This is a genomic window from Yersinia canariae (assembly GCF_009831415.1).
In the GTDB taxonomy this organism is placed as follows: domain Bacteria; phylum Pseudomonadota; class Gammaproteobacteria; order Enterobacterales; family Enterobacteriaceae; genus Yersinia; species Yersinia canariae.
On sequence record NZ_CP043727.1, the window covers coordinates 3,428,857 to 3,448,521 of the forward strand.

The following is a 19,665-nucleotide window of genomic DNA, read 5'->3' on the forward strand; positions in this document are numbered from 1 at the left end:
AAAGGCGTGAGAAATCAGCCCCAAAGTTCCCTCCGAGGCTGCGCTATTTTACTGCTTCATACTGTTCACAATAGTATCCACATTGTGTTTAAACGCTTGTGCATAAGTCGCCGCTGGGCCATCGGCAGCAGATAGCGCCTCTGGATAAAGCTCGCCACCGGCTTGTGCGCCACTGGCCTCGGCAATTTGTTTTACCAATCGGGGATCTGTCTGGTTTTCAATAAAGTAGGTTTTTATTTTCTCTTGCTTGATTTGATTAATCAGCGCGGCAACCCCACTGGCACTGGCTTCAGACTCGGTAGAAAATCCTACAGGTGACAAGAAGTTAACCCCATACTCCTGGCTAAAGTAACCAAAGGCATCATGGCTGGTCAGAACTTTTCGCTGCCCGGCAGGGATCGCGGCAAATTGCGCTTTGGCGTAAGCATCCAGTTTTTCCAACTGCTGAATATATTCGCCCCCGCGCTGACGGAAATAATCGGCATCTTCCGGATCAGCAACAATTAACGCATTCATCACGTTATTAGCATATTTAATACCATTCGCCATACTGTTCCATGCATGGGGATCGGTTACCATTTTCCCCTCTTCATCCAGCTTGCGGGTATCGACTCCGGTAGAGGCGACGACGACCTGCCCTTTATAACCAGAGGCCGTAATCAGCCGCTCCAACCAGCCCTCTAACCCCAATCCACTGACAAACACCACATCAGCTTTGGACAATTGCTTACTATTTTTTGGTGTAGGTTCAAAACCATGGGGATCACCATTTGGGCCAACCAAGGTAACCACATTGACATGCTCGCCCCCAACCTGCTGGACGATATCACCTAGAATAGAAAAACTGGCAACGGCCTCAACTGTTTTAGCCATCGCCAGTGGGCTTGACAGTAGGGCAGCCACCGCCAAACTAACAGGTAAATACTTCATTTAACTCTCCTTTAATGACAGATACTTCTCAAAGGCGCGCGGTGACTAACACTCCACCACGCGTTCCAAATAAGATAGATATAAAGAAAATCAGACTGGCGCTCAGGACAATGGCAGGCCCGGCAGGTAATGAGGCGTAATAGGACCACAGTAACCCGACGATACTGGCGAGCATGCCTATCACCATGGCGATGCCCAATGTTTGGGGTAAGTTTTTGGCCCAAAACCGCGCACTGGCAGCGGGCAACATCATTAATCCGACTGACATCAATGTGCCCAGAATCTGAAACCCAGCCACCAGATTAAGGACGACTAATGACAGAAATAGTGCATGAACCACCATCAACCAGCGCCCCATGCTGACCCGTAAAAAAACAGGGTCAAATGACTCGACCACCAGTGCGCGATAAATGGCCGCTAACACCAACATGGAGAATGTGGTGATAACACCGACCATGGTCATTGCATCGGTATCAACTGCGAGAATAGAACCAAATAACACATGGAGCAGATCCATACTGGAACCACGTAAAGACACTAGGGTGACCCCTAAGGCTAAAGAGCCGAGATAGAAACCCGCAAAGCTGGCATCCTCTTTTAAGAGTGTTCGCCGACTCACCCAGCCCGACATCATGGCAACCGAAAGTCCGGCAATAAAACCACCAACGCCCATTGCAATCAACGACATACCTGAAATCAAATATCCGATTGCGGCTCCCGGTAATACTGCATGTGACAGGGCATCGCCCACCAGACTCATTCGCCGTAATAACAAAAAAACCCCTAGCGGCGCTGAACTGAGTGATAGTGCCAAACACGCCACCAATGCCCGTCGCATAAAGCCAAAATCGATGAAAGGCTCGGTAAGTAAATTAATTAATATCATGAGGTTATGGCCATTAGTGAATCGGCCTGCACAGTCAGTGAGGAAAGTGGGCAAGATGAGTTGTGAGAGTAATGCCACTGAGCCAAGACCTGCTCAGAAGGTTGCCAGCAATAATCCTGAGGTGTCAGCCACAATGTATGCGGGAAATGCTCCGCCACCATCGACATATCGTGTAGGACGGCAATTATGGTTCGTCCTTCATTATGTAGCTGATGAATAACCTCAAGTAATAACCCGACAGTCTGGCTGTCAATGCCGGTAAAAGGCTCATCCAATAAAATCAGTTGGGCTTGTTGTACTAAAAGACGAGCAAATAGCACCCGCTGCAATTGCCCACCAGAAAGTTCACCAACAGGTTGGCGAGCCATATCCTGCATGCCGACTGTGTTTAATGCCTGTTTGATTCGTTGCCGTGATTGATGATTAATCCCACCGAGCAATCCGCTTTGTGGCCAGCACCCCATGGCCACAACATCTTGGACGGCGATCGGAAATTGACGATCTAATTCAGCCTGTTGAGGTAAGTAGGCCATTTGCGGGGCTCTCCCATCAGAAAAGCTGATTTGCCCAGCAACTGTTGGTTGTAAACCGGCGACCGTTTTGAGTAAAGTGGATTTACCCGCCCCATTTGCTCCGATAATCGCAGTAAGAGAACCCGCCACGAAGCAGCCGTCAATGGGGGGCGTCAGAGCATGACCGTCATATCCAATCTCAGTATTTCTCAATTTTATCATGGCAATACATTCGCCCAATAAATCGCACACCACAGCAATACGCAAAGCAAGGCAACACCGGCAACACGCTGCAAGGAGGATAGAGAGAACAACGTCCAGTGTGGAAGTAGAGCAAACCGAGCAGAGAATTTATTCATATCAAAGAAGAATAAGTGATTTAATGATATAATATAACATCACATAAACTTATTGAATTCAAGAACACATCATGGTCTGAAATTTTTCAAAGGTAACAAGCTATGACGGGGCCACAGTACAACACAAATATTAGACGGATAAAAACCGACCACTATCGACAAACAAGCAGCACTAACATGGTTAGTTACAGTAAATGAAACTATCTTTACAGACACCTTACTGGTGAGAATGAGACTAATTTTGCTACTCTAGCCCAGCACAATTCGGTCATGCTCGCAAAAAAGTAAATTACACAATAAAAAACAAGTCATGTGGCGGCCCCTACTCTTGATCAAACCCGCATAGCATTCTAAATTAATAGAGGAATGTTGAATTAATCGTGAGTAATAGCCTTAAATACGAGAAATTCTATTTAAGAATTGTTATTTTATTGCCATACAGTGTTATTGAAAGAGCGGGTCTTAATAACCTCACTGCATGTTAACTAGCCGGTTTAGTTGATAAACCTCATTAAATTTGATTTTTTTGATTCAAATCAGGCTAATAGTCACTGAAAAACAAGTGGCATCGCATTTTTTGTAGTAATGACAGTGCATTGATGAATTAATCTTATCACCATGAGCGGACAATTAATGAACAATGAAATAACTGGCGACTTCTCCTCAGGGTGTTACCCGATTTCATTACTCAAAAATGTTATCAGGAATAATATTCGTGACATTGAAGGAAGTTTAGTTTCTGGGTTAATGTATTATTCTGAGAATGCTCGGTACACTCCCGGTTCATTAGAAATTCTTGATATTTCTGTTTTGAAAGATAACTGTTATTCAATGACTTACTGTTATGGCTGGTATATCTTTAACCCCTGCCTGGATATCAACACTGAAGAGTCACTAACAAGTACTGTAACATTTATTGTACATCCAAAAAAAATCATCTTTGATATAATTAACAATGACAGACCTTCAACCGCTGACGAATTGTAAGATTAAGTAATAAAGTTGCGCGGTGAGCGGAGAAATGATTTATATTCATAGCAAGGCGAGTTTATTTACTTAATCGATAAGCTTCTGCATTTATATGATTACCGATCTACTCACATTGTGTTATCAACACCGAATTAAGCGTTTACGGAGGGGATGATATGGATGAGTACTCACCTAAGCGGCATGATATTGCCCAATTGAAGTTCCTGTGTGAGAGTTTGTATGATGAAGGCATTGCTACCCTTGGTGATAGCCACCACGGCTGGGTAAATGACCCAACTTCTGCCGTAAACCTACAACTCAATGATTTGATCGAGCATATAGCTTCATTTGTGATGAGTTTTAAAATAAAATACCCAGATGGCGGTGACCTTTCGGAGTTAGTGGAAGAATATTTAGACGATACATATACTCTGTTTAGTAGTTACGGGATCAATGATCCTGAATTGCGGCGCTGGCAAAAAACTAAAGAGCGCTTATTCAGACTTTTCTCAGGAGAATACATCTGTACCCTGATGAAAACTTAAGGGATAGTTTCCCTATATTATTTTTATATTGAGAAGAAAAATCACCATGACAAAAACTGACTACCTGATGCGTTTAAGAAAATGTACGACTATTGATACATTGGAACGTGTAATTGAAAAAAATAAGTATGAACTTTCAGATGATGAGTTGGAATTGTTTTACTCAGCAGCAGACCATCGCTTAGCTGAACTCACAATGAATAAACTTTATGATAAAATTCCACCTACTGTTTGGCAACATGTGAAATAGTCTGCTTAACGCTGGTTAAGACACACAACGTTGAGCCGGTAATTGTTATCGGCTTCAATGCAGCAAGCGGATCGTAAGTGTTTAATTTTAGATAAACGTCTTGATAGAACCCAGTGAAGTACGGTATTGAAGGTTATCTCCAATCCCGCGTTATTGCATGCCTGTGTCTGGATGAAGCCCTGTAAGTTATCAAGGTATTTATGGGATGCTGTGCTTTGGCGCTATTTTTATTTATTAGCTCCCACCTGAATACTAATAATTTAGAGATATTATTAATTATTTGCTAAAACAAAATGCAAATAGAAAATCCCACCGGCAAATAAATAAGAAAAATCTCATATCATTATTTAGCGGTGTGCTTTGTGCGCTTATTGGGAAGTTGTGTTCGTCTGACAGAGAGAAAGTCATCAGTAGAAATGGTGGAGGCCCTGCCAGCTACATCCCGGCACACACCTCGCCTGCTGCGGCTGCTTCCTTCCGGATCTGACCGAGTTCACAAGTTAGTGTTGCGGGAGAACCAACAGGGCCTCCATTGACGTTGACGGCTCCTTATACTCTGGAGCGGTGGGCATTATCGACCATGGACCTCGAAATAGCAAGACAACACGCGCTAACCGGTGGTTTCTTGCCCAGTTTGCCGACCCGTTAGGATTAAATCTCTTTTATTCTGGTAAAAAATGCACCGATGATGCTATTTATTCTACTCATTCTATTTATTTAAATTACACGGTGGGCGTCGACAAACCCTATCGACTCAATAGATGCCAAGGTAACAAAAGAGATCTGGCGGGGGGTAAATTGGTCGGGAGTGAGAGTGGCAGATACCCAGTGATCTGGAAGATAACAGATAGAAAAATAACAGATAGAAAAATAACAAAGAGGACGCCGTGATATCACCCAAAACTGAGCGACAAAACCTGGATGAAGCAGATGCCCCAGATAACACGCCAGAGCCAAACGACCCACAGATAATCGACAGCTTTCGCCAGCGAGTATTTCACGTCGTGGCAGCGATTCCTTATGGGCGCGTGACCACCTATGGTGATATTGCCCGGCTAATAGGCTCCCCCAGAGCTGCTCGTCAAGTTGGCGGTGTTCTGAAACGTTTACCCGAAGGGTCTGCATTACCGTGGTATCGAGTGATTAATCGCCATGGCGAAATATCGTTAATAGGAGAGGATTATCTCAGGCAGAAAAATGCATTATTAGCGGAAGGTATCGAAATTAGCCCAGCCGGGCGCATTGACTTACAGCAATATCGCTGGCAATACAGCTAGCTTCAGCGCCACAGAGCAACACTCTGTAGCGCATAAAGCCGCTCAAAAAGTTACTGTATCGTCCCAGTACCTGTCATTGTGGCGGTGGGCGCGGTTTCAATGGCAACAGAAGTAACCGGAATCAACAGCAGATTAGCCTGAGTACCATTACCATTATTAATCACTTCCTGAATGGTGTCTGTGATAAACAATAACTGCCCATTATGGGTAATTGCCGCGCTCACGATTATACGCGCATTGGGCTGAATTTCTGCTGGGTTAAACGGCAAGGCAAAACTAAAGGGTGCTTGCTTACCTTCGGTTCGAATCGCTTTCTGAGCAATAACCCGTGTTGGAGCATCAGCCAGTGAGGCGTCCGACAGCGTCACCGTGACGACAGCATCAGGTGGCAATGCAATGCGCTCACGGATATTCACGGTCCCCTGTACGGCAGGTTGCGCAATAGGTGCTGCCGCAGTCGTTGTTCCACCTGGCGCCGGAACAGGAACATCAGCCCCTTTATGAGCACAGCCGGCCAAACTGACGACCAATGCTGCCCCACCCGCTATCTGCCAGAATTTTATTGATTGCCAAGGTTTCATAGGTCGCACTCCTTCTTATTATTAAGATGCGAGCTATTCACAAAAAAGCTCGCGTTTAATAAGTGGCTTCAACCACCTAGCAAGCTAATTATAGCACAATCTGCTATTACCTGCCGATTCCCTCCTGATTCAGCCATTTATCAGACGATTCCTTATAAGATAACTTTCAACTGAATGAGCGTTTCACAGCAATATATTGACGACCACCCGATGGATTCAGCACACTGTGCATGAACTCAATCATCAGGGGCCACAACATGAGCCAGGCATTAGAGAAATTGCTCGATCTACTCGATCTGGAAAAAATTGAAGAAGGGATTTTCCGTGGCCAAAGTGAAGATCTGGGCTTGCGCCAAGTATTTGGTGGCCAGGTTGTTGGTCAGGCAATTTATGCGGCAAAACAAACTGTACCCACGGATCGGGCCGTCCATTCATTTCACAGCTATTTTTTACGCCCAGGGGACAGCAGCAAACCCATTATTTATGACGTAGAAACATTACGTGATGGCAACAGTTTCAGCGCGCGTCGGGTCAGTGCGATTCAGAATGGTAAACCTATCTTCTATATGACGGCGTCATTCCAGAGCCTGGAAGAAGGCTTTGAACACCAAAATACCATGCCGGATGTTCCCGCGCCGGAAGGACTCATGTCTGAAACGGATATTGCCCGCCAATTTGCCCATTTGATCCCCGAAAAAGTCAGGGATAAGTTTATCGGCCATCAGCCCATTGAAATGCGCCCGGTGAAATTTCACAATCCACTGCAAGGCGCGAAAGCCGAACCTAACCGCTACGTCTGGTTCCGCGCCAATGGCGAAATGCCGGATGACTTGCGGGTTCACCAGTATTTGCTGGGTTATGCATCTGATTTTAACTTCCTGCCGACGGCCTTACAGCCGCACGGTATTGGTTTCCTTGAACCGGGAGTGCAAATCGCCACAATCGATCATTCCATGTGGTTCCACCGCCCATTCCGTCTCGATGACTGGCTGCTGTATGCCGTAGAAAGCACATCAGCTTCAGGGGCTCGCGGCTTTGTTCGCGGCCAAATCTATAACCGCGAAGGGGTCTTGGTTGCCTCTACGGTGCAAGAAGGTGTTATTCGTTTGCATCGGTAATGACCAAAATATAAGGGGCGATGTTTCCATCGCCCCTGTTGCTACCATCATTATTATTTATTTTACTGCCAGTGATAACTTATTGGCATTCTTAACTTACTGATTGTATGCATTTTCGCCGTGGCTGTTAACATCCAGACCTTCGCGTTCTTGTTCTTCCGGTACCCGCAGGCCAACCACCAGGTCAGCAATTTTGTAGGCAACGAAAGCAACAACACCAGACCAGACCAAACAGACACCGACACTAAACAACTGCACCCCGACCTGATGGCCCATGGTGACGCCAGCCGCGTAACCTGTACCGCCCAGAGAAGCGGAGGTAAAGACGCCGGTCAGAATACACCCGACAATCCCGCATACGCCGTGGACACCAAACACATCACAGGTATCATCCACTCGCAGCCATTTTTTCAGCAGCACCACACCCCACAAACCGGCAACACCACCAACCAAACCGATAATCAGCGCGCCCCCGACACCCACAGTACCGGCTGCTGGTGTAATCGCGACCAAACCGGCGATACACCCTGAACACGCACCTAACAGTGATGGTTTGCCGCGTAAAATCCACTCAGCAAATACCCAAGAAAGAATGGCTCCTGCTGTCGCAACAACTGTGTTCAAGAAAGCAAGTGCAGCAATTTCGTTAGCGGCGCTGGCTGAACCCGCATTGAAACCAAACCAGCCGATGTACAAAATTGCGGTACCGGTGAACACCATCGGTAAGTTGTGCGGTTTGAAAGCTTCTTTACCAAAACCGGCACGTTTGCCCAGCAAGTAGGCCCCAACCAAACCGGCAGTCGCGGCGTTAATATGCACCACAGTACCACCAGCAAAGTCTAGTGCGCCGTCCATTGCCAGGAAGCCGCCGCCCCATACCATGTGCGCCATCGGCAGATATGAGAAGGTAAACCACAGCACGGCAAAAATAAGCACGGCGGAGAAGCGGATACGTTCAGCAAATGAACCCACGACCAGAGCGACGGTGATGCAGGCGAATGAGGCCTGGAACACCACATGGATATATTGATAGAACGTGCCACTCAAGCTAGTCAAACCGATGCCTTTGAGCATCGCCATGTCGAAGTTACCGAAGAATGCGTTACCGGCACTGAACGCCAGGCTGTAACCGTACAAAATCCACAGCACACAAATCAGGGCAAAGCTCACCATAACCTGGGTCATCATCGACAATACGTTTTTGGAACGCAGCAGGCCGCCGTAGAACAGGGCAATACCGGGTACCGTCATAAACAGCACCAAAGCGGTGCAAATCATCATAAAGGCATTATCGGCTTTGTCAGCTACAGCGGGTGCTGCGGCCATTGCCAAAGAGGGCAGCATTGCTACCGAACTTAGGCCCAACACGGATAAAAGTTTTTTCATCATCAACCCATCCCTATTCACTAAATTTGAGCCTGCAAATTACAGTGCTGCTTCGTCTGTTTCGCCGGTACGAATGCGAATAACACGTTGCAATTCAGCAACGAAAATTTTGCCATCACCAATTTTTCCGGTATAAGCGGCCTTGCTGATCACATCAATCACTTCATCCAATTGATCATCAGCAATAGCGATATCAATCTTCACTTTAGGTAAGAAATTGACACTGTATTCCGCTCCCCGATAGAGTTCTGCATGCCCTTTCTGGCGACCAAATCCTTTTACTTCGGTGACGGTCAGCCCCTGAATACCTACAGAGGACAAGGCTTCACGCACATCCTCCAACTTAAATGGTTTAATCACCACGGTAACCAGCTTCATATTTGCCCCTTCTCGATTTAAGTCGAATGCATGTCTGCCACGAAATACTTATCTTCCACAAGACACTTACCTTTCTCTCAACAAGAGAAGCAAAGGCTATGCCATAAATAATATTTGCGAGAATTTAGTATCGAAAAGGCGAATTAAGGGCGATGGAGATGCGCACCCCAGAGGGTGCATGGCGGGATAATTAAGATTGAATAGTTTTTGTGCACTAAATTAGTGCGAGGCATGTCACAAAAGTGCACAGAGACGTTTCTGCGCGATGGCTTTGCCTGATTATGGTGCGGGGCCGTGTGGCCCCACAGACAGCCCTTTAACTTACAGTGGTTTCAACTTGATCAATAGCCGCCAAATCTTCACTGACTAATTGCATCTGGTACATTTGATAATAACGCCCGCGTGCCGCCAGCAGCTCTTGATGCTTACCTTGTTCAACGGCCACTCCACGGTGCAATACCAAAATAGTATCTGCATCGACAATCGTCGAAAGACGATGAGCTATCACCACCAGCGTGGTATTTTTCCGGATTAACTGCAATGCCCGCTGGATGGCCTGTTCAGTGCCCGAGTCAATATTCGCAGTTGCTTCATCCAAAATCAGAATCTGTGGTGCCTGCACCAATACCCGAGCCATGGCCAATAGCTGTTTTTGCCCAACGGATAATGTATTGCCCTGCTCCCCGAGCAAGCTGTGCAACCCATTAGGCAGAGCATGGACTAATGGCGCCAGTTGCACAGTTTCCAGGGCATCCCACACTTGTTGCTCACTGATATCACGCCCTAGCGTCACATTAGCAAAAAACGAATCCGCTAATACAACCGGGTCTTGCTGCACCATCGCAACCCCCTGTCGCAATGTCTGATGTGATAACTTCGCCAGCGGCCGCCCATCAAGCAAAATCTCGCCTTGCTGCACCGGGTAATAACCCATCAACAAGTTTGCCAAGGTGCTTTTGCCACTGCCGGTGTGCCCAACCAATGCAATAAACCCGTGTGACGGCACATCAAGGGAAATGTTTTGCAGCACCATTTTATCGTTACGATAAGAAAAGCTGACATTATTAACCTGAATACGACCACTGGTCAGCGGGCGGTCATCAGTCCCGTAGCCTTGCTGGGCACGATCCATCAGATCAAAAATACGCTCACCCGCCACGACGGCCTGTTGCATAATCGACTGCTGTGATGTCAATTCAATTAATGGTTCATTAAGGCGACCAAGATAATTAATGAATGCATACAGCACCCCAACGCCAACTGAACCTTCTGGACTGAAGCCGAAAAGCAACAATAAACCACACAGCACCATGGCAGAAAATAGACTTAGCAGCGGGCGTAATAGGAAACCCTCCAGACGCAATGTTTGCATCCGCGCCGCATAATGTGCGCGGCTGGCCGACTCCATGCGCTCGCCAAAACGGGCCTGCTGGCGGAACTGTTGAATAACACCCATGCCATTAATGACTTCATTAAAACCATCATTAATATCCGCCAAATAAGCGCGAACCCGACGTACGACTGGGGTGCTATAACGTTGAAAAATAGCCATCACGACCAGCACTGCGGGGAAAATACAAATAGAAATCAGCGCCATACGCCAATCCAGACTAAACATCGCCACCAGCATTGCGCCAATTAACGCAGCACTTTTCAATACCGTGGACACCACCATCACATACAAATCTTTTATGACTTCGGTGTCATTCGTAACACGGGAAATCAATTGCCCGACAGGTTGGGTATCAAAAGCACTGAGAGGCTGACGTAACGCAGCATCCATAACTTCAATACGTAGCCGCTGAACGACTCCCACCGCCGCGCGATTAAACAGTAATGCCTGAAAATAGTGCAATGCAGCCGCCAGCAATTGCAGCAGCAAATAAGCTAACGCTAACCCACTGACTAGCCCCAAAGGTAATGTGCCCTTCGCTACCACGTGATCAATGAAATAACTGATCAACAGTGGGCCGCTGACCTCTGCGGCGGCGGCAATCCACAGCATCAATACCGCCAATCCTAATGGTTTACGATAGGGCGAGCCGTAGGAAAGCAGACGTTTTAGTGTCGGCCAAAGTTGTTGAACTTTACTCATCGGTTTTGGCCTCCGACTCACCGTCATCCAATGCGGCCTCCAATTGTTGATAGCGGTACATTTCCCGATACCACCCGGACTGATTAACCAATGTGTTATGAGTGCCACGCTGCATCACGCCACCGTGCTGCATTACCAAAATCTCACTGGCTTCAGTTAAGGCTGAAAGACGGTGGGCGCTGATAATCACCGTGCGGTGTTCGCCCCACTCCCGTAAATTTTTTAAGATTTGATGCTCAGTCTGACCATCAACCGCTGAGAGCGCATCATCAAGGATAAGAATCTCTGTATCCAGTAGCAGTGCCCGAGCAATGGAAATACGCTGTTTTTGCCCACCGGACAGCATCACACCGCGCTCACCCACCTCGGTGTCATAGCCTTGAGGAAGACGTAAAATATCTTCGTGCACACTCGCTAAACGAGCAGCCCGCTCAATCTGTTCTTGAGTCGCATCTGGTTTCCCCAATGCAATATTACCGGCGACCGTGTCAGAGAATAAAAATGGTGTCTGACTGACCACGGATAAGCGCCCACGCCAGTCATGCAGCCGGATATCTGACAGCGGATATCCCTGATAACAAATTGCGCCATCATCAATATCAAATTGCCGTTGAATTAATGCCAATAAAGTACTTTTACCGGAACCTGTTGGCCCGCATAACCCCAGCATCTGCCCCGGAGCCAATTTCAAAGACACATCATGCAAAGCGGGCTGTTCAGCTTCTGGGTAATAAAAATGGCGAATATTCACCACTAAAGTGCCACGGTTGCTTGATAACGCTATCTCACCATCTTTTACCACTGGCGCTTCTTCCAACAAACTGCGGATACGACTATAAGCAGCACTGCCGCGTTCTACAATATTGAACATCCACGCCAATGCCAACATAGGCCAAATCATCAGCCCCAAATACATAACAAAGCTGGTCAGCTGCCCCAGAGTGATGCTGTGATTAACCACCATCCAGCTGCCGCCGCCGATAGCCAATAAATTTGCGATACCGATAGCAATATAAATGGTCGGATCAAAGCGGGCATCAATGCGCGCGACATACATATTCCTGGCGCCGGCTTCTTCAGCAACCTTGGCAAATTGCTGCGACTGACTATCTTCCAAACCAAAAGCTTTAATCATGCGAATACTGGTAAGGCTTTCCTGCGCCTGATTATTCAGACTCGAAAATGCCCCTTGCGCGGATTTAAAACGCTGATGCAATTGGTCACCATAATATTTGATAACCACCGCCATGACCGGCATCGGGAGCAGTGACAAGAGGGTCAATTCCCAACTAATTTGGGTGCTCATGACAATCAACACAGCGCACCCCATCACCAGCGAATCCACCAGTGTCAACACCCCCTCACCGGCAGCAAAGACCACTCTATCGACGTCATTTGTCGCGCGCGCCATTAAATCACCCGTGCGGTGACGTAAATAGAATCCGGGAGCTTGCTGGCTGAGTTGACGATAAAATTTCATACGCAACTCTACAGCTAACTGATAGGAGGCACCAAAAAGTAAAACTCGCCAGACATAACGCAACAGATAGACCACGATAGCCGTCACCAGCATCACGCCTATCCACGTTAATAACATATTGGTCGACATCTGTTTTGTGCTGATACCATCAACAATGACCCCGACCAATTTAGGCGGCAGTAATTGCAAGATAGCAATAATGATCAGCAGCAACACCGCCCCCACATAGCGGCGCCACTCACGGCGGAAATACCAGCCTAATTGTGCAAACAATCTCACGCAGTTTTATTCCATGGTCTAACACCGAATAACATCGGTATTTATTCGCTAAATGCGACAGGGAAGTAGAATACCATCGCTAAAATGATTTTTTATACCCAATAGATTTCAAGCAGCCAACACACCTGCTGTTTGAAAATGATGGGTAATCACTCAGGAACAGGTAACACTGTGGTGTATTTAATCTTTTCCATCGCAAAGCTCGATGTCACATCAATTAGCCCCGGAACCCCGTTAACCATGCGCTTATAGAAACTGTCATAGCTTTTCATATCGGCAACTTCAACCTGCATTAAATAGTCGTATTCTCCGGCCATGCGATAGAACGCCAGCACCTCTGGCATCTGCTTGGTGAACTCGACAAACTCTTGATACCAACCGCTATTATGCTGCTGAGTCTTGATCAGTACAAATGCGGTGAGTCCTAATCCTAATTTTTCACTGTCTAATAATGCCACTCGTCCACGGATAAACCCCTCATCCTCAAGGCGTTTCAAGCGTTTCCAACAAGGAGTGGAGGTCAAATTGACGGCTTCGGCCAGCACTTGCAGTGATTGCGTGCAATCTTCTTGCAACATACACAGGAGCTTGCGGTCAGTTTTATCTAACATAACGATAAACCATAGAATAAATTTCTACCATTTGGCGATAAAGAAGTAAAAATAGCAACGTTTTTTTCTTTAATAACCGTTAGTCTAGTTATCATAAGTTTACTCCCTACATCGCAGGCCATAAAATGACCAACACTTGGGTAAAAAATGCTATCAGTGAAATAGAAGCCGATTTTCAACGCTCCGCTGATACACACCTGATCCGCCTAAATTTGCCAGCATTTCCCGGCATTTATCTCTATTTAAAAGATGAAAGTACACATCCGACCGGCAGCTTAAAGCACCGTTTGGCTCGCTCACTGTTTCTCTATGGCTTGTGTAACGGCTGGATTAAAGAAAACACCACAATAATTGAGGCCTCCTCCGGAAGCACGGCTGTGTCTGAGGCGTATTTTGCCCGTTTGATTGGTTTGCCATTTATCGCCGTGATGCCCAGTTGCACCGCCCGACGTAAAGTTGAGCAAATCACCTTCTATGGCGGCCAATGCCATTTTGTCGACCATGCCGGGCAAATCTATGCGGCCTCAGAGCAATTGGCGCGTGAGCTTAACGGCCACTATATGGACCAGTTTACTTATGCTGAGCGGGCGACTGATTGGCGCGGGAATAATAACATTGCCGACAGTATCTTCCGCCAAATGGCCCGCGAGCCTTTTCCTGTTCCTGACTATATTGTGATGAGTGCAGGTACTGGCGGTACCTCCGCAACTTTGGGCCGTTACATTCGCTACCAAGGGCACGATACCCAACTGGTGGTTGTCGATCCAGAAAACTCAGTATTTTATGATTGTTTCTGCAATGGTGACCGCACCGTAACGGGCAGTTGCGGTAGCCGGATTGAAGGGATTGGTCGGCCACGGGCTGAGCCATCATTCATTCCGGAAGTCATCGATAGCATGCTACGTGTTCCAGATGCCGCCAGTGTTGCCACCATCCATTGGTTGGAAGGTATTCTGGGGCGCAAAGTAGGCGCTTCCACCGGTACTAATGTCTGGGGAGCATTACAATTAGCTAAGCAGATGCGTGAGCAGGGTAAAACCGGCGCTATCGTGACATTACTGTGTGATAGCGGTGAGCGTTATCTTGATACCTATTTCGATACCCAATGGGTGAGTCATAACATCGGCGATCTAACACCATTCCGTAATGAATTAAATAACCTGTAACTAATTGATAAAAGGGCCTTAAAACAGGCCCTTTTGAAAGAAAAAAACCGGATGGTTATCCGGTTGGCTAATAGTTATCTTCAAAGTCATTGGTACCAGCCCAATAACCCGAAGATATACCTCAGAATTCGGGGGAATAGGTGAGGTGTGGTGAACTTAGCCAATGTTGCAAATAGTGAGCTACGCCTTGTTCCTCGCAGCGACCAATAACTTGTAATTGGGGTAACTCTTGTTTCAATTGTGGTAATGCATTGCCCATGACTAAACCACGGCCGACTCGCGACAACATTTCTTTATCATTCATTGCATCGCCAAATGCCATGCAATCTGCCAGGGTTAAATCTAGGTGGTGGCTTAATCGCTCTAAAGCAGCCCCTTTGTTACAACCACGAGGCAACATTTCGAGACAATCCACTGCTGAAAAACAGAAATCGGCGTTGCCCGCCATTTGCTGCTCGAGCTGAATTTTGAGCTCAACCAACTCCTGATGTGGTGCAATAAAGCAAATTTTGTGGTTACCAGTCTGCGGCAATGCATCTAACGCGGTCAGTTGGAACTGAAAACTACTGGTTTGATGGGCCGCCAACAATGCTGGATCATTGTAATCAGTGAACCAACCATCATCGCGGAAAATATGAATACTGGCATTTGTCTGCCAGGGCGTTCGCAGCACAAACCCCACCAATTCCTCAGGTAAATCCATACCATATAAGGGCATACCCTCCATGTCACACACTCGGGTGCCATTGCCGGTAATTAAATAACCGTTAATGCCTGAATGAGATAGAATTCCTTTCATATCAAGGTAATGCCGACCGGTAGCAAAGGTCAGAATCATCCCGTTTTCCACTAACTGGTGTAACGCATTTAATGTCGCACCACCAATCCTATGGTCGCGCATCAGTAAGGTTCCATCCATATCAAAAGCGGCTAAACGGTACATTCAAAACCTCACAAAGAGTGAAACTAATGGTATGTGTAAAATTATGGCGTAGTATTTACGGAACTAATAGTGAACAAATAATTTAAACTATTCCTGATTTATAGCCAGCCCCTAAAAAGAGGGCAAAATACGTACATTTTACGAGCGTAGTCATTCTTCGTTTTCATAGCGAAAGATGGCAAATAAAATAGCCCTAATAGGTAGGTTGTTAATTATGCGCGTTATTCATCGGCTTACCCAATATCAGCGTTTGTATCAAAAATTTGGCGATAAGTTAGCCGCGACTACGGTAGGCGAGGTCGCAGGTCTGTTATTTTGCAGTGAACGCCATGCTCGCACCTTAATACAACAACTACAGGCTAATGGCTGGCTCAGTTGGCACTCGCAAGTGGGACGAGGAAAACGGGCGCAACTGCAATGCCTGAAAAGCCCCGACATGCTTCGGGCAAGCTATCTGCAAGGGTTTCTCGAGCAAGGTGATCATCAAGCTGCACTTGAATTAGCTCAACTGGAACCCGAACGTCTACAAACCTTACTGAACCCGCATATGGGGGGGCAATGGCAAGCAGACAGCCCAGTATTGCGTATTCCTTATTACCGTACGCTTGAACCCTTAAATCCACTTACCGCCACTGGCCGGGCTGAGCAACACCTGATTTATACTTTACACGCAGGTCTAACTCGTTTTAATACCGGCGATCCACACCCCAAACCGGACTTGGCCCATCATTGGCAAGTCAGTGATGATGGCCTAACCTGGCAATTTTTTTTACGCAGCCAATTACGTTGGCATAATGGGGAACGCATTCACGGCCAACAATTATTGCAGACGTTGGATCTGCTGCGGGCAAATACACGCAGCCAGCCTAGTTTTGCCAGCATTTTGTCCATTACCCTGCCCCACGCCTTATGTCTACAATTTACACTTTCTCAGCCAGACTACTGGTTAGCTCATCGATTGGCTGACTTACCCTGCCGATTATTTCACCCGGACCATCCACTGCTAGGCGCTGGCCCCTTTAAGCTGGCGACTTTCGAGCAGCATTTGGTACGGCTGGAACAACATGAGTTTTACCATTTGCAGCACCCTTATCTGGAAATCATCGAATACTGGATAACCCCAAACCTAATGGCACCATCAGCAGACGGGAGTTGCCAACATCCGGTGCGCATTACCATTGGTCAGGAAGAGGATTTCCCCTTAGCTCTCCCTGTTCAGCGCAGTATGAGTCTGGGATTTTGCTATCTGGCAATTAATCAGCACCGCTGTAATATGACACCCCAACAAATCGCCAAGTTATTGATGTTAGTGCAAACTTCCGAAATACTGGAGGATCTTTCTATCCGTCGTGGAATTATAACGCCAAGTCATGAAATGCTACCTGGTTGGCCTATTCCGCAGTTTACGTGTGAGGAAGACTCACCACCACTACCAGCCCATCTGATACTGATATATCAACCACCGATGGAGCTTAAAAGTGTCGCCGAGCAGCTAAAGGCGGTGCTGGCGGCACAAGGTTGCGCACTAGAAATCCGTGCCAGCCATGATAAACAGTGGAAAGATACCCATCAAATTGAAGAATCTGACTTATTATTAGCAGACCATTTAGTCGGTGAATCCCCTGAAGCGACGATGGAAAGCTGGCTCCGGCTTGATCCACTGTGGCGCGGCATCCTCTCAACTCAGCAGCAGGAGCGACAGCAAAAAACGCTGACTCATATTCAGCAAATCGAGCAAACTCCTGAACGCTTTCGCCAATTGCGGGAACATTATAATAATCTGATGCTGTCCGGGCTGATTCTGCCCCTGTTTAACTATCAATATCAGGTCAACGCCCCACCACGAATTAATGGTGTAACGTTAACAGCTTACGGTTGGTTCGACTTCAGCCAGGCGTGGCTGCCTCCGGCAACTGTCTGATAACCACACTCCGGTGGCTACCTTTTCTCGTGTTATCTGAGTACCATACCGCCAGTTTTTAATTTTGCTGTGAGATTTATGTTTTAACACTCACCGCCGGACAAGGTAACAGGATGAAACGTGCCGTAGTTGTTTTTAGTGGTGGACAAGACTCCACAACCTGCTTAATTCAAGCATTACAGCAGTATGATGAAGTCCACAGCATTACTTTCGATTACGGGCAGCGACACCGTGCAGAAATCGATGTTGCTCGCAAGCTGGCAATCCAACTTGGTGCCAAAGCCCACAAGGTTCTGGATGTGGGAATGCTCAATGAGTTAGCCGTCAGCAGCCTGACCCGAGACAATATTCCGGTGCCGACTTACAGTGAAGATGAGGGTAACTCGCTCCCCAGCACATTTGTCCCGGGTCGTAATATTCTTTTTCTGACCTTGGCGGCTATTTATGCCTATCAGGTTCAAGCCCAGGCAGTGATTACTGGTGTCTGTGAAACTGATTTCTCTGGTTACCCAGATTGCCGGGATGAATTTGTAAAAGCTCTCAACCAAGCAATAGATTTAGGTATTGGCCGAGATATCGCATTCATTACCCCGCTGATGTGGCTGGATAAAGCCGAGACTTGGGCACTAGCTGATTATTATCAGCAACTTGACCGTGTCCGCCATGACACCCTAACCTGCTATAATGGGATTATGGGTGAGGGTTGCGGTCAGTGCGCTGCCTGCCACTTAAGGGCCAAAGGTCTGGAATTTTATCTGGCTAATAAAGCTAACGTCCTGTTAAACCTAAAACAAAAAACTGGGCTGGTTTGACTCTTTACTACTGAGTGAACACTTGCCCCAGCTTTTATGGCCTCGCTCACTGAGAGCGAGGTATATCTCTGTCAATAACAGCGCCCCCTTTAGAGCCCTCGATCAATAAATTCTTGGAGCTTTTCGCGCAGTTCTCCATCAATCGGTAATGCCTTTTGGCTACGTAAATCTATACAAACAAAAGTCAATTCAGCATCGGCCACGGGAATTAACTCAGGTTCTAACGTGACCGCCTGTTTCATCACGCCACTTTTTCCATTCAACCTTAATAGTTGGCTATCAATTCGCAGCAAGTCTCCCAAAACTGCGGGATGGCGATAATTAATATTGATATTAACCACAATAAAAGCGATTTGGTTTTCAGCCATCCATTGTGCTGCTGGCTCACCATCAAGCCATTCCCAGCGGGCTTCTTCGAGAAACTCTAAGTATCGGGCATTATTAACATGTTGAAAAACATCAATATGGAAACCCCTGACTTTGATATGAGTATGCATGGCGATGAACTTCTCCAGATAGTTAATTGTAATTATAAAGGGACAGACACAACTGGTATGACCTCAAGAGAGAAGAATAGCAGAGGAAAATCACTTCATCCCTTGGTTACTATATAATCTGGATTAACGTCACAGTTTCACCTGACAATTGCACCTTACATTATGAAATACTGGAAGTTATTCATGGTGAAACAGCCAGACAAATACCCACAGCACCTGTCTGACTACCCTATTGACTCTGGTAACTCGCGTTTACATTCTAAGCTTGGTGCGATTCCGCTCTAAGAAAGAGGGGCCAATGCCTGGAACTTCAAGCAGTTGTTCTGCATCAGTGAAAAACCCAAACTGCTCACGATAATTAACAATAGCTTCAGCTTTTTTCCTGCCTACCCCGCTAAGAAACTGCGCCAATTGCTCTGCATCAGCACTATTAATATTTATATGACTGTGAGAATTCTCCAGAGAACTGTTTGCTGGCGCTGTTACCATCATTTTATCATGCGTGTTTTTTGCAGGGATATTGGGGATGGCATTCCCCTTGGCAGGGGGCTTGCCGGATGGGTTGAGCGTTTTATTTTCAACAGGAGCCGGAGTGGCATAAGCTAAAGATTGGATATTAAAGCCCACCAATAATGCTGTTATTACAAATAATTTTCCTATGAATTTCATG

General features: G+C 46.7%; 20 protein-coding genes and 1 other RNA gene. 8 read left to right on the forward strand and 13 right to left on the reverse strand.

The features are described 5' to 3' along the window. Positions 1-48: 48 nt before the first annotated feature. Genes F0T03_RS15880 through F0T03_RS15890 form a run of 3 tightly spaced genes read right to left on the reverse strand, consistent with a single transcriptional unit; the run spans position 49 to position 2,550 of the window. On the reverse strand, positions 49-930 hold the full coding sequence (locus tag F0T03_RS15880) for a metal ABC transporter substrate-binding protein (RefSeq protein WP_145555761.1): 882 nt from the start codon (positions 928-930) through the stop codon (positions 49-51). A 28-nt stretch (positions 931-958) separates the two neighbouring features. Beyond that, a complete protein-coding gene (locus F0T03_RS15885; protein WP_159679429.1) occupies positions 959-1,816 on the reverse strand; it encodes a metal ABC transporter permease in 858 nt (285 codons plus the stop codon). Beyond that, the gene (locus F0T03_RS15890; protein ID WP_159679430.1) at positions 1,813-2,550 is read right to left on the reverse strand and encodes a metal ABC transporter ATP-binding protein; all 738 of its coding nucleotides are present in this window, start codon (positions 2,548-2,550) and stop codon (positions 1,813-1,815) included. The genes F0T03_RS15885 and F0T03_RS15890 overlap by 4 nt, the downstream gene beginning before the upstream one ends. 770 nt (positions 2,551-3,320) lie before the next feature. Between F0T03_RS15890 and F0T03_RS15895 the strand changes: the two genes are divergently transcribed. The 3 genes from F0T03_RS15895 (at position 3,321) to ymoA (ending at position 4,451) form a co-directional block, all read left to right on the forward strand. After that, positions 3,321-3,674, forward strand: coding sequence for a hypothetical protein (locus tag F0T03_RS15895; RefSeq protein ID WP_159679431.1), 354 nt, complete (start codon positions 3,321-3,323; stop codon positions 3,672-3,674). A gap of 158 nt (positions 3,675-3,832) precedes the next feature. Further along, positions 3,833-4,201, forward strand: a complete 369-nt coding sequence (tomB, locus tag F0T03_RS15900) for an Hha toxicity modulator TomB (RefSeq protein ID WP_004392643.1) — start codon at positions 3,833-3,835, stop codon at positions 4,199-4,201. A 46-nt stretch (positions 4,202-4,247) separates the two neighbouring features. After that, a complete protein-coding gene (gene ymoA, locus F0T03_RS15905; protein WP_002208622.1) occupies positions 4,248-4,451 on the forward strand; it encodes an expression modulating protein YmoA in 204 nt (67 codons plus the stop codon). Between the two features lie 426 nt (positions 4,452-4,877). Here the strand turns inward: ymoA and ffs are convergent. Then, positions 4,878-4,974: signal recognition particle sRNA small type (ffs, locus tag F0T03_RS15910), an RNA gene on the reverse strand. A 364-nt stretch (positions 4,975-5,338) separates the two neighbouring features. On the opposite strand from ffs, the gene F0T03_RS15915 reads away from it, so the two are divergent. Then, positions 5,339-5,728 (forward strand): MGMT family protein, encoded by a 390-nt coding sequence (locus tag F0T03_RS15915; protein WP_145555757.1) that lies wholly within the window; start codon positions 5,339-5,341, stop codon positions 5,726-5,728. Positions 5,729-5,778: 50 nt separating this feature from the next. Here the strand turns inward: F0T03_RS15915 and F0T03_RS15920 are convergent, their stop codons facing one another. Continuing rightward, the gene (locus tag F0T03_RS15920; RefSeq protein ID WP_145555756.1) at positions 5,779-6,309 is read right to left on the reverse strand and encodes a YbaY family lipoprotein; all 531 of its coding nucleotides are present in this window, start codon (positions 6,307-6,309) and stop codon (positions 5,779-5,781) included. 257 nt (positions 6,310-6,566) lie between these two features. Between F0T03_RS15920 and tesB the strand changes: the two genes are divergently transcribed. Continuing rightward, positions 6,567-7,427 carry an acyl-CoA thioesterase II gene (tesB, locus tag F0T03_RS15925; RefSeq protein WP_145555755.1) on the forward strand — a complete coding sequence of 287 codons (861 nt, stop codon included), beginning with the start codon at positions 6,567-6,569 and terminating at the stop codon, positions 7,425-7,427. Positions 7,428-7,523: 96 nt separating this feature from the next. Here tesB and amtB read toward each other — a convergent pair whose 3' ends face one another. The 5 genes from amtB to F0T03_RS15950 form a co-directional block, all read right to left on the reverse strand. Next, entirely contained in the window at positions 7,524-8,813 is a 1,290-nt protein-coding gene (gene amtB / locus F0T03_RS15930; RefSeq protein ID WP_162527046.1) for an ammonium transporter AmtB, read from the reverse strand. Between the two features lie 39 nt (positions 8,814-8,852). Next, positions 8,853-9,191 carry a P-II family nitrogen regulator gene (glnK, locus tag F0T03_RS15935; protein ID WP_002208627.1) on the reverse strand — a complete coding sequence of 113 codons (339 nt, stop codon included), beginning with the start codon at positions 9,189-9,191 and terminating at the stop codon, positions 8,853-8,855. Positions 9,192-9,507: 316 nt separating this feature from the next. Beyond that, positions 9,508-11,286: a SmdB family multidrug efflux ABC transporter permease/ATP-binding protein gene (locus F0T03_RS15940; protein WP_159679432.1), complete on the reverse strand. Its 1,779-nt coding sequence runs from the start codon at positions 11,284-11,286 to the stop codon at positions 9,508-9,510. Then, a complete protein-coding gene (locus F0T03_RS15945; protein ID WP_159679433.1) occupies positions 11,279-13,045 on the reverse strand; it encodes a SmdA family multidrug ABC transporter permease/ATP-binding protein in 1,767 nt (588 codons plus the stop codon). The genes F0T03_RS15940 and F0T03_RS15945 overlap by 8 nt, the downstream gene beginning before the upstream one ends. 149 nt (positions 13,046-13,194) lie before the next feature. Further along, positions 13,195-13,656: an Lrp/AsnC family transcriptional regulator gene (locus F0T03_RS15950; RefSeq protein ID WP_005163482.1), complete on the reverse strand. Its 462-nt coding sequence runs from the start codon at positions 13,654-13,656 to the stop codon at positions 13,195-13,197. Positions 13,657-13,781: 125 nt separating this feature from the next. Between F0T03_RS15950 and F0T03_RS15955 the strand changes: the two genes are divergently transcribed. Then, positions 13,782-14,822, forward strand: coding sequence for a PLP-dependent cysteine synthase family protein (locus F0T03_RS15955; RefSeq protein WP_145555751.1), 1,041 nt, complete (start codon positions 13,782-13,784; stop codon positions 14,820-14,822). Positions 14,823-14,943: 121 nt separating this feature from the next. Here the strand turns inward: F0T03_RS15955 and cof are convergent, their stop codons facing one another. Next, positions 14,944-15,765 (reverse strand): HMP-PP phosphatase, encoded by an 822-nt coding sequence (gene cof, locus F0T03_RS15960; RefSeq protein WP_159679434.1) that lies wholly within the window; start codon positions 15,763-15,765, stop codon positions 14,944-14,946. A 214-nt stretch (positions 15,766-15,979) separates the two neighbouring features. Here cof and F0T03_RS15965 point away from each other — a divergent pair, with 214 nt between their 5' ends. Together F0T03_RS15965 and queC are read left to right on the forward strand one after the other, a co-directional pair. Further along, complete coding sequence (locus F0T03_RS15965; RefSeq protein ID WP_159679435.1) at positions 15,980-17,686, forward strand: SgrR family transcriptional regulator; 1,707 nt, start codon at positions 15,980-15,982, stop codon at positions 17,684-17,686. A 113-nt stretch (positions 17,687-17,799) separates the two neighbouring features. Then, a complete protein-coding gene (queC, locus tag F0T03_RS15970) occupies positions 17,800-18,498 on the forward strand; it encodes a 7-cyano-7-deazaguanine synthase QueC (protein WP_159679436.1) in 699 nt (232 codons plus the stop codon). Between the two features lie 89 nt (positions 18,499-18,587). On the opposite strand, the gene F0T03_RS15975 is transcribed toward queC, so the two are convergent. Together F0T03_RS15975 and F0T03_RS15980 are read right to left on the reverse strand one after the other, a co-directional pair. Beyond that, positions 18,588-18,995 (reverse strand): acyl-CoA thioesterase, encoded by a 408-nt coding sequence (locus F0T03_RS15975; protein WP_159679438.1) that lies wholly within the window; start codon positions 18,993-18,995, stop codon positions 18,588-18,590. Between the two features lie 252 nt (positions 18,996-19,247). Continuing rightward, positions 19,248-19,664: a ComEA family DNA-binding protein gene (locus F0T03_RS15980; protein ID WP_159679440.1), complete on the reverse strand. Its 417-nt coding sequence runs from the start codon at positions 19,662-19,664 to the stop codon at positions 19,248-19,250. Between the last annotated feature and the right edge of the window lies 1 nt (position 19,665).

Excerpts from the sequence above, each read along its gene's own strand:
- tesB (WP_145555755.1), top strand. The coding sequence starts at position 6,567 with ATGAGCCAGGCATTAGAGAAATTGCTCGATCTACTCGATCTGGAAAAA.
- F0T03_RS15920 (WP_145555756.1), bottom strand. The coding sequence starts at position 6,309 with ATGAAACCTTGGCAATCAATAAAATTCTGGCAGATAGCGGGTGGGGCA.
- F0T03_RS15950 (WP_005163482.1), bottom strand. The coding sequence starts at position 13,656 with ATGTTAGATAAAACTGACCGCAAGCTCCTGTGTATGTTGCAAGAAGAT.
- F0T03_RS15885 (WP_159679429.1), bottom strand. The coding sequence starts at position 1,816 with ATGATATTAATTAATTTACTTACCGAGCCTTTCATCGATTTTGGCTTT.
- amtB (WP_162527046.1), bottom strand. The coding sequence starts at position 8,813 with ATGAAAAAACTTTTATCCGTGTTGGGCCTAAGTTCGGTAGCAATGCTG.
- F0T03_RS15940 (WP_159679432.1), bottom strand. The coding sequence starts at position 11,286 with ATGAGTAAAGTTCAACAACTTTGGCCGACACTAAAACGTCTGCTTTCC.
- F0T03_RS15980 (WP_159679440.1), bottom strand. The coding sequence starts at position 19,664 with ATGAAATTCATAGGAAAATTATTTGTAATAACAGCATTATTGGTGGGC.
- F0T03_RS15880 (WP_145555761.1), bottom strand. The coding sequence starts at position 930 with ATGAAGTATTTACCTGTTAGTTTGGCGGTGGCTGCCCTACTGTCAAGC.
- glnK (WP_002208627.1), bottom strand. The coding sequence starts at position 9,191 with ATGAAGCTGGTTACCGTGGTGATTAAACCATTTAAGTTGGAGGATGTG.
- tomB (WP_004392643.1), top strand. The coding sequence starts at position 3,833 with ATGGATGAGTACTCACCTAAGCGGCATGATATTGCCCAATTGAAGTTC.
- queC (WP_159679436.1), top strand. The coding sequence starts at position 17,800 with ATGAAACGTGCCGTAGTTGTTTTTAGTGGTGGACAAGACTCCACAACC.
- F0T03_RS15975 (WP_159679438.1), bottom strand. The coding sequence starts at position 18,995 with ATGCATACTCATATCAAAGTCAGGGGTTTCCATATTGATGTTTTTCAA.
- cof (WP_159679434.1), bottom strand. The coding sequence starts at position 15,765 with ATGTACCGTTTAGCCGCTTTTGATATGGATGGAACCTTACTGATGCGC.
- ymoA (WP_002208622.1), top strand. The coding sequence starts at position 4,248 with ATGACAAAAACTGACTACCTGATGCGTTTAAGAAAATGTACGACTATT.
- F0T03_RS15965 (WP_159679435.1), top strand. The coding sequence starts at position 15,980 with ATGCGCGTTATTCATCGGCTTACCCAATATCAGCGTTTGTATCAAAAA.
- F0T03_RS15955 (WP_145555751.1), top strand. The coding sequence starts at position 13,782 with ATGACCAACACTTGGGTAAAAAATGCTATCAGTGAAATAGAAGCCGAT.
- F0T03_RS15890 (WP_159679430.1), bottom strand. The coding sequence starts at position 2,550 with ATGATAAAATTGAGAAATACTGAGATTGGATATGACGGTCATGCTCTG.
- F0T03_RS15895 (WP_159679431.1), top strand. The coding sequence starts at position 3,321 with ATGAACAATGAAATAACTGGCGACTTCTCCTCAGGGTGTTACCCGATT.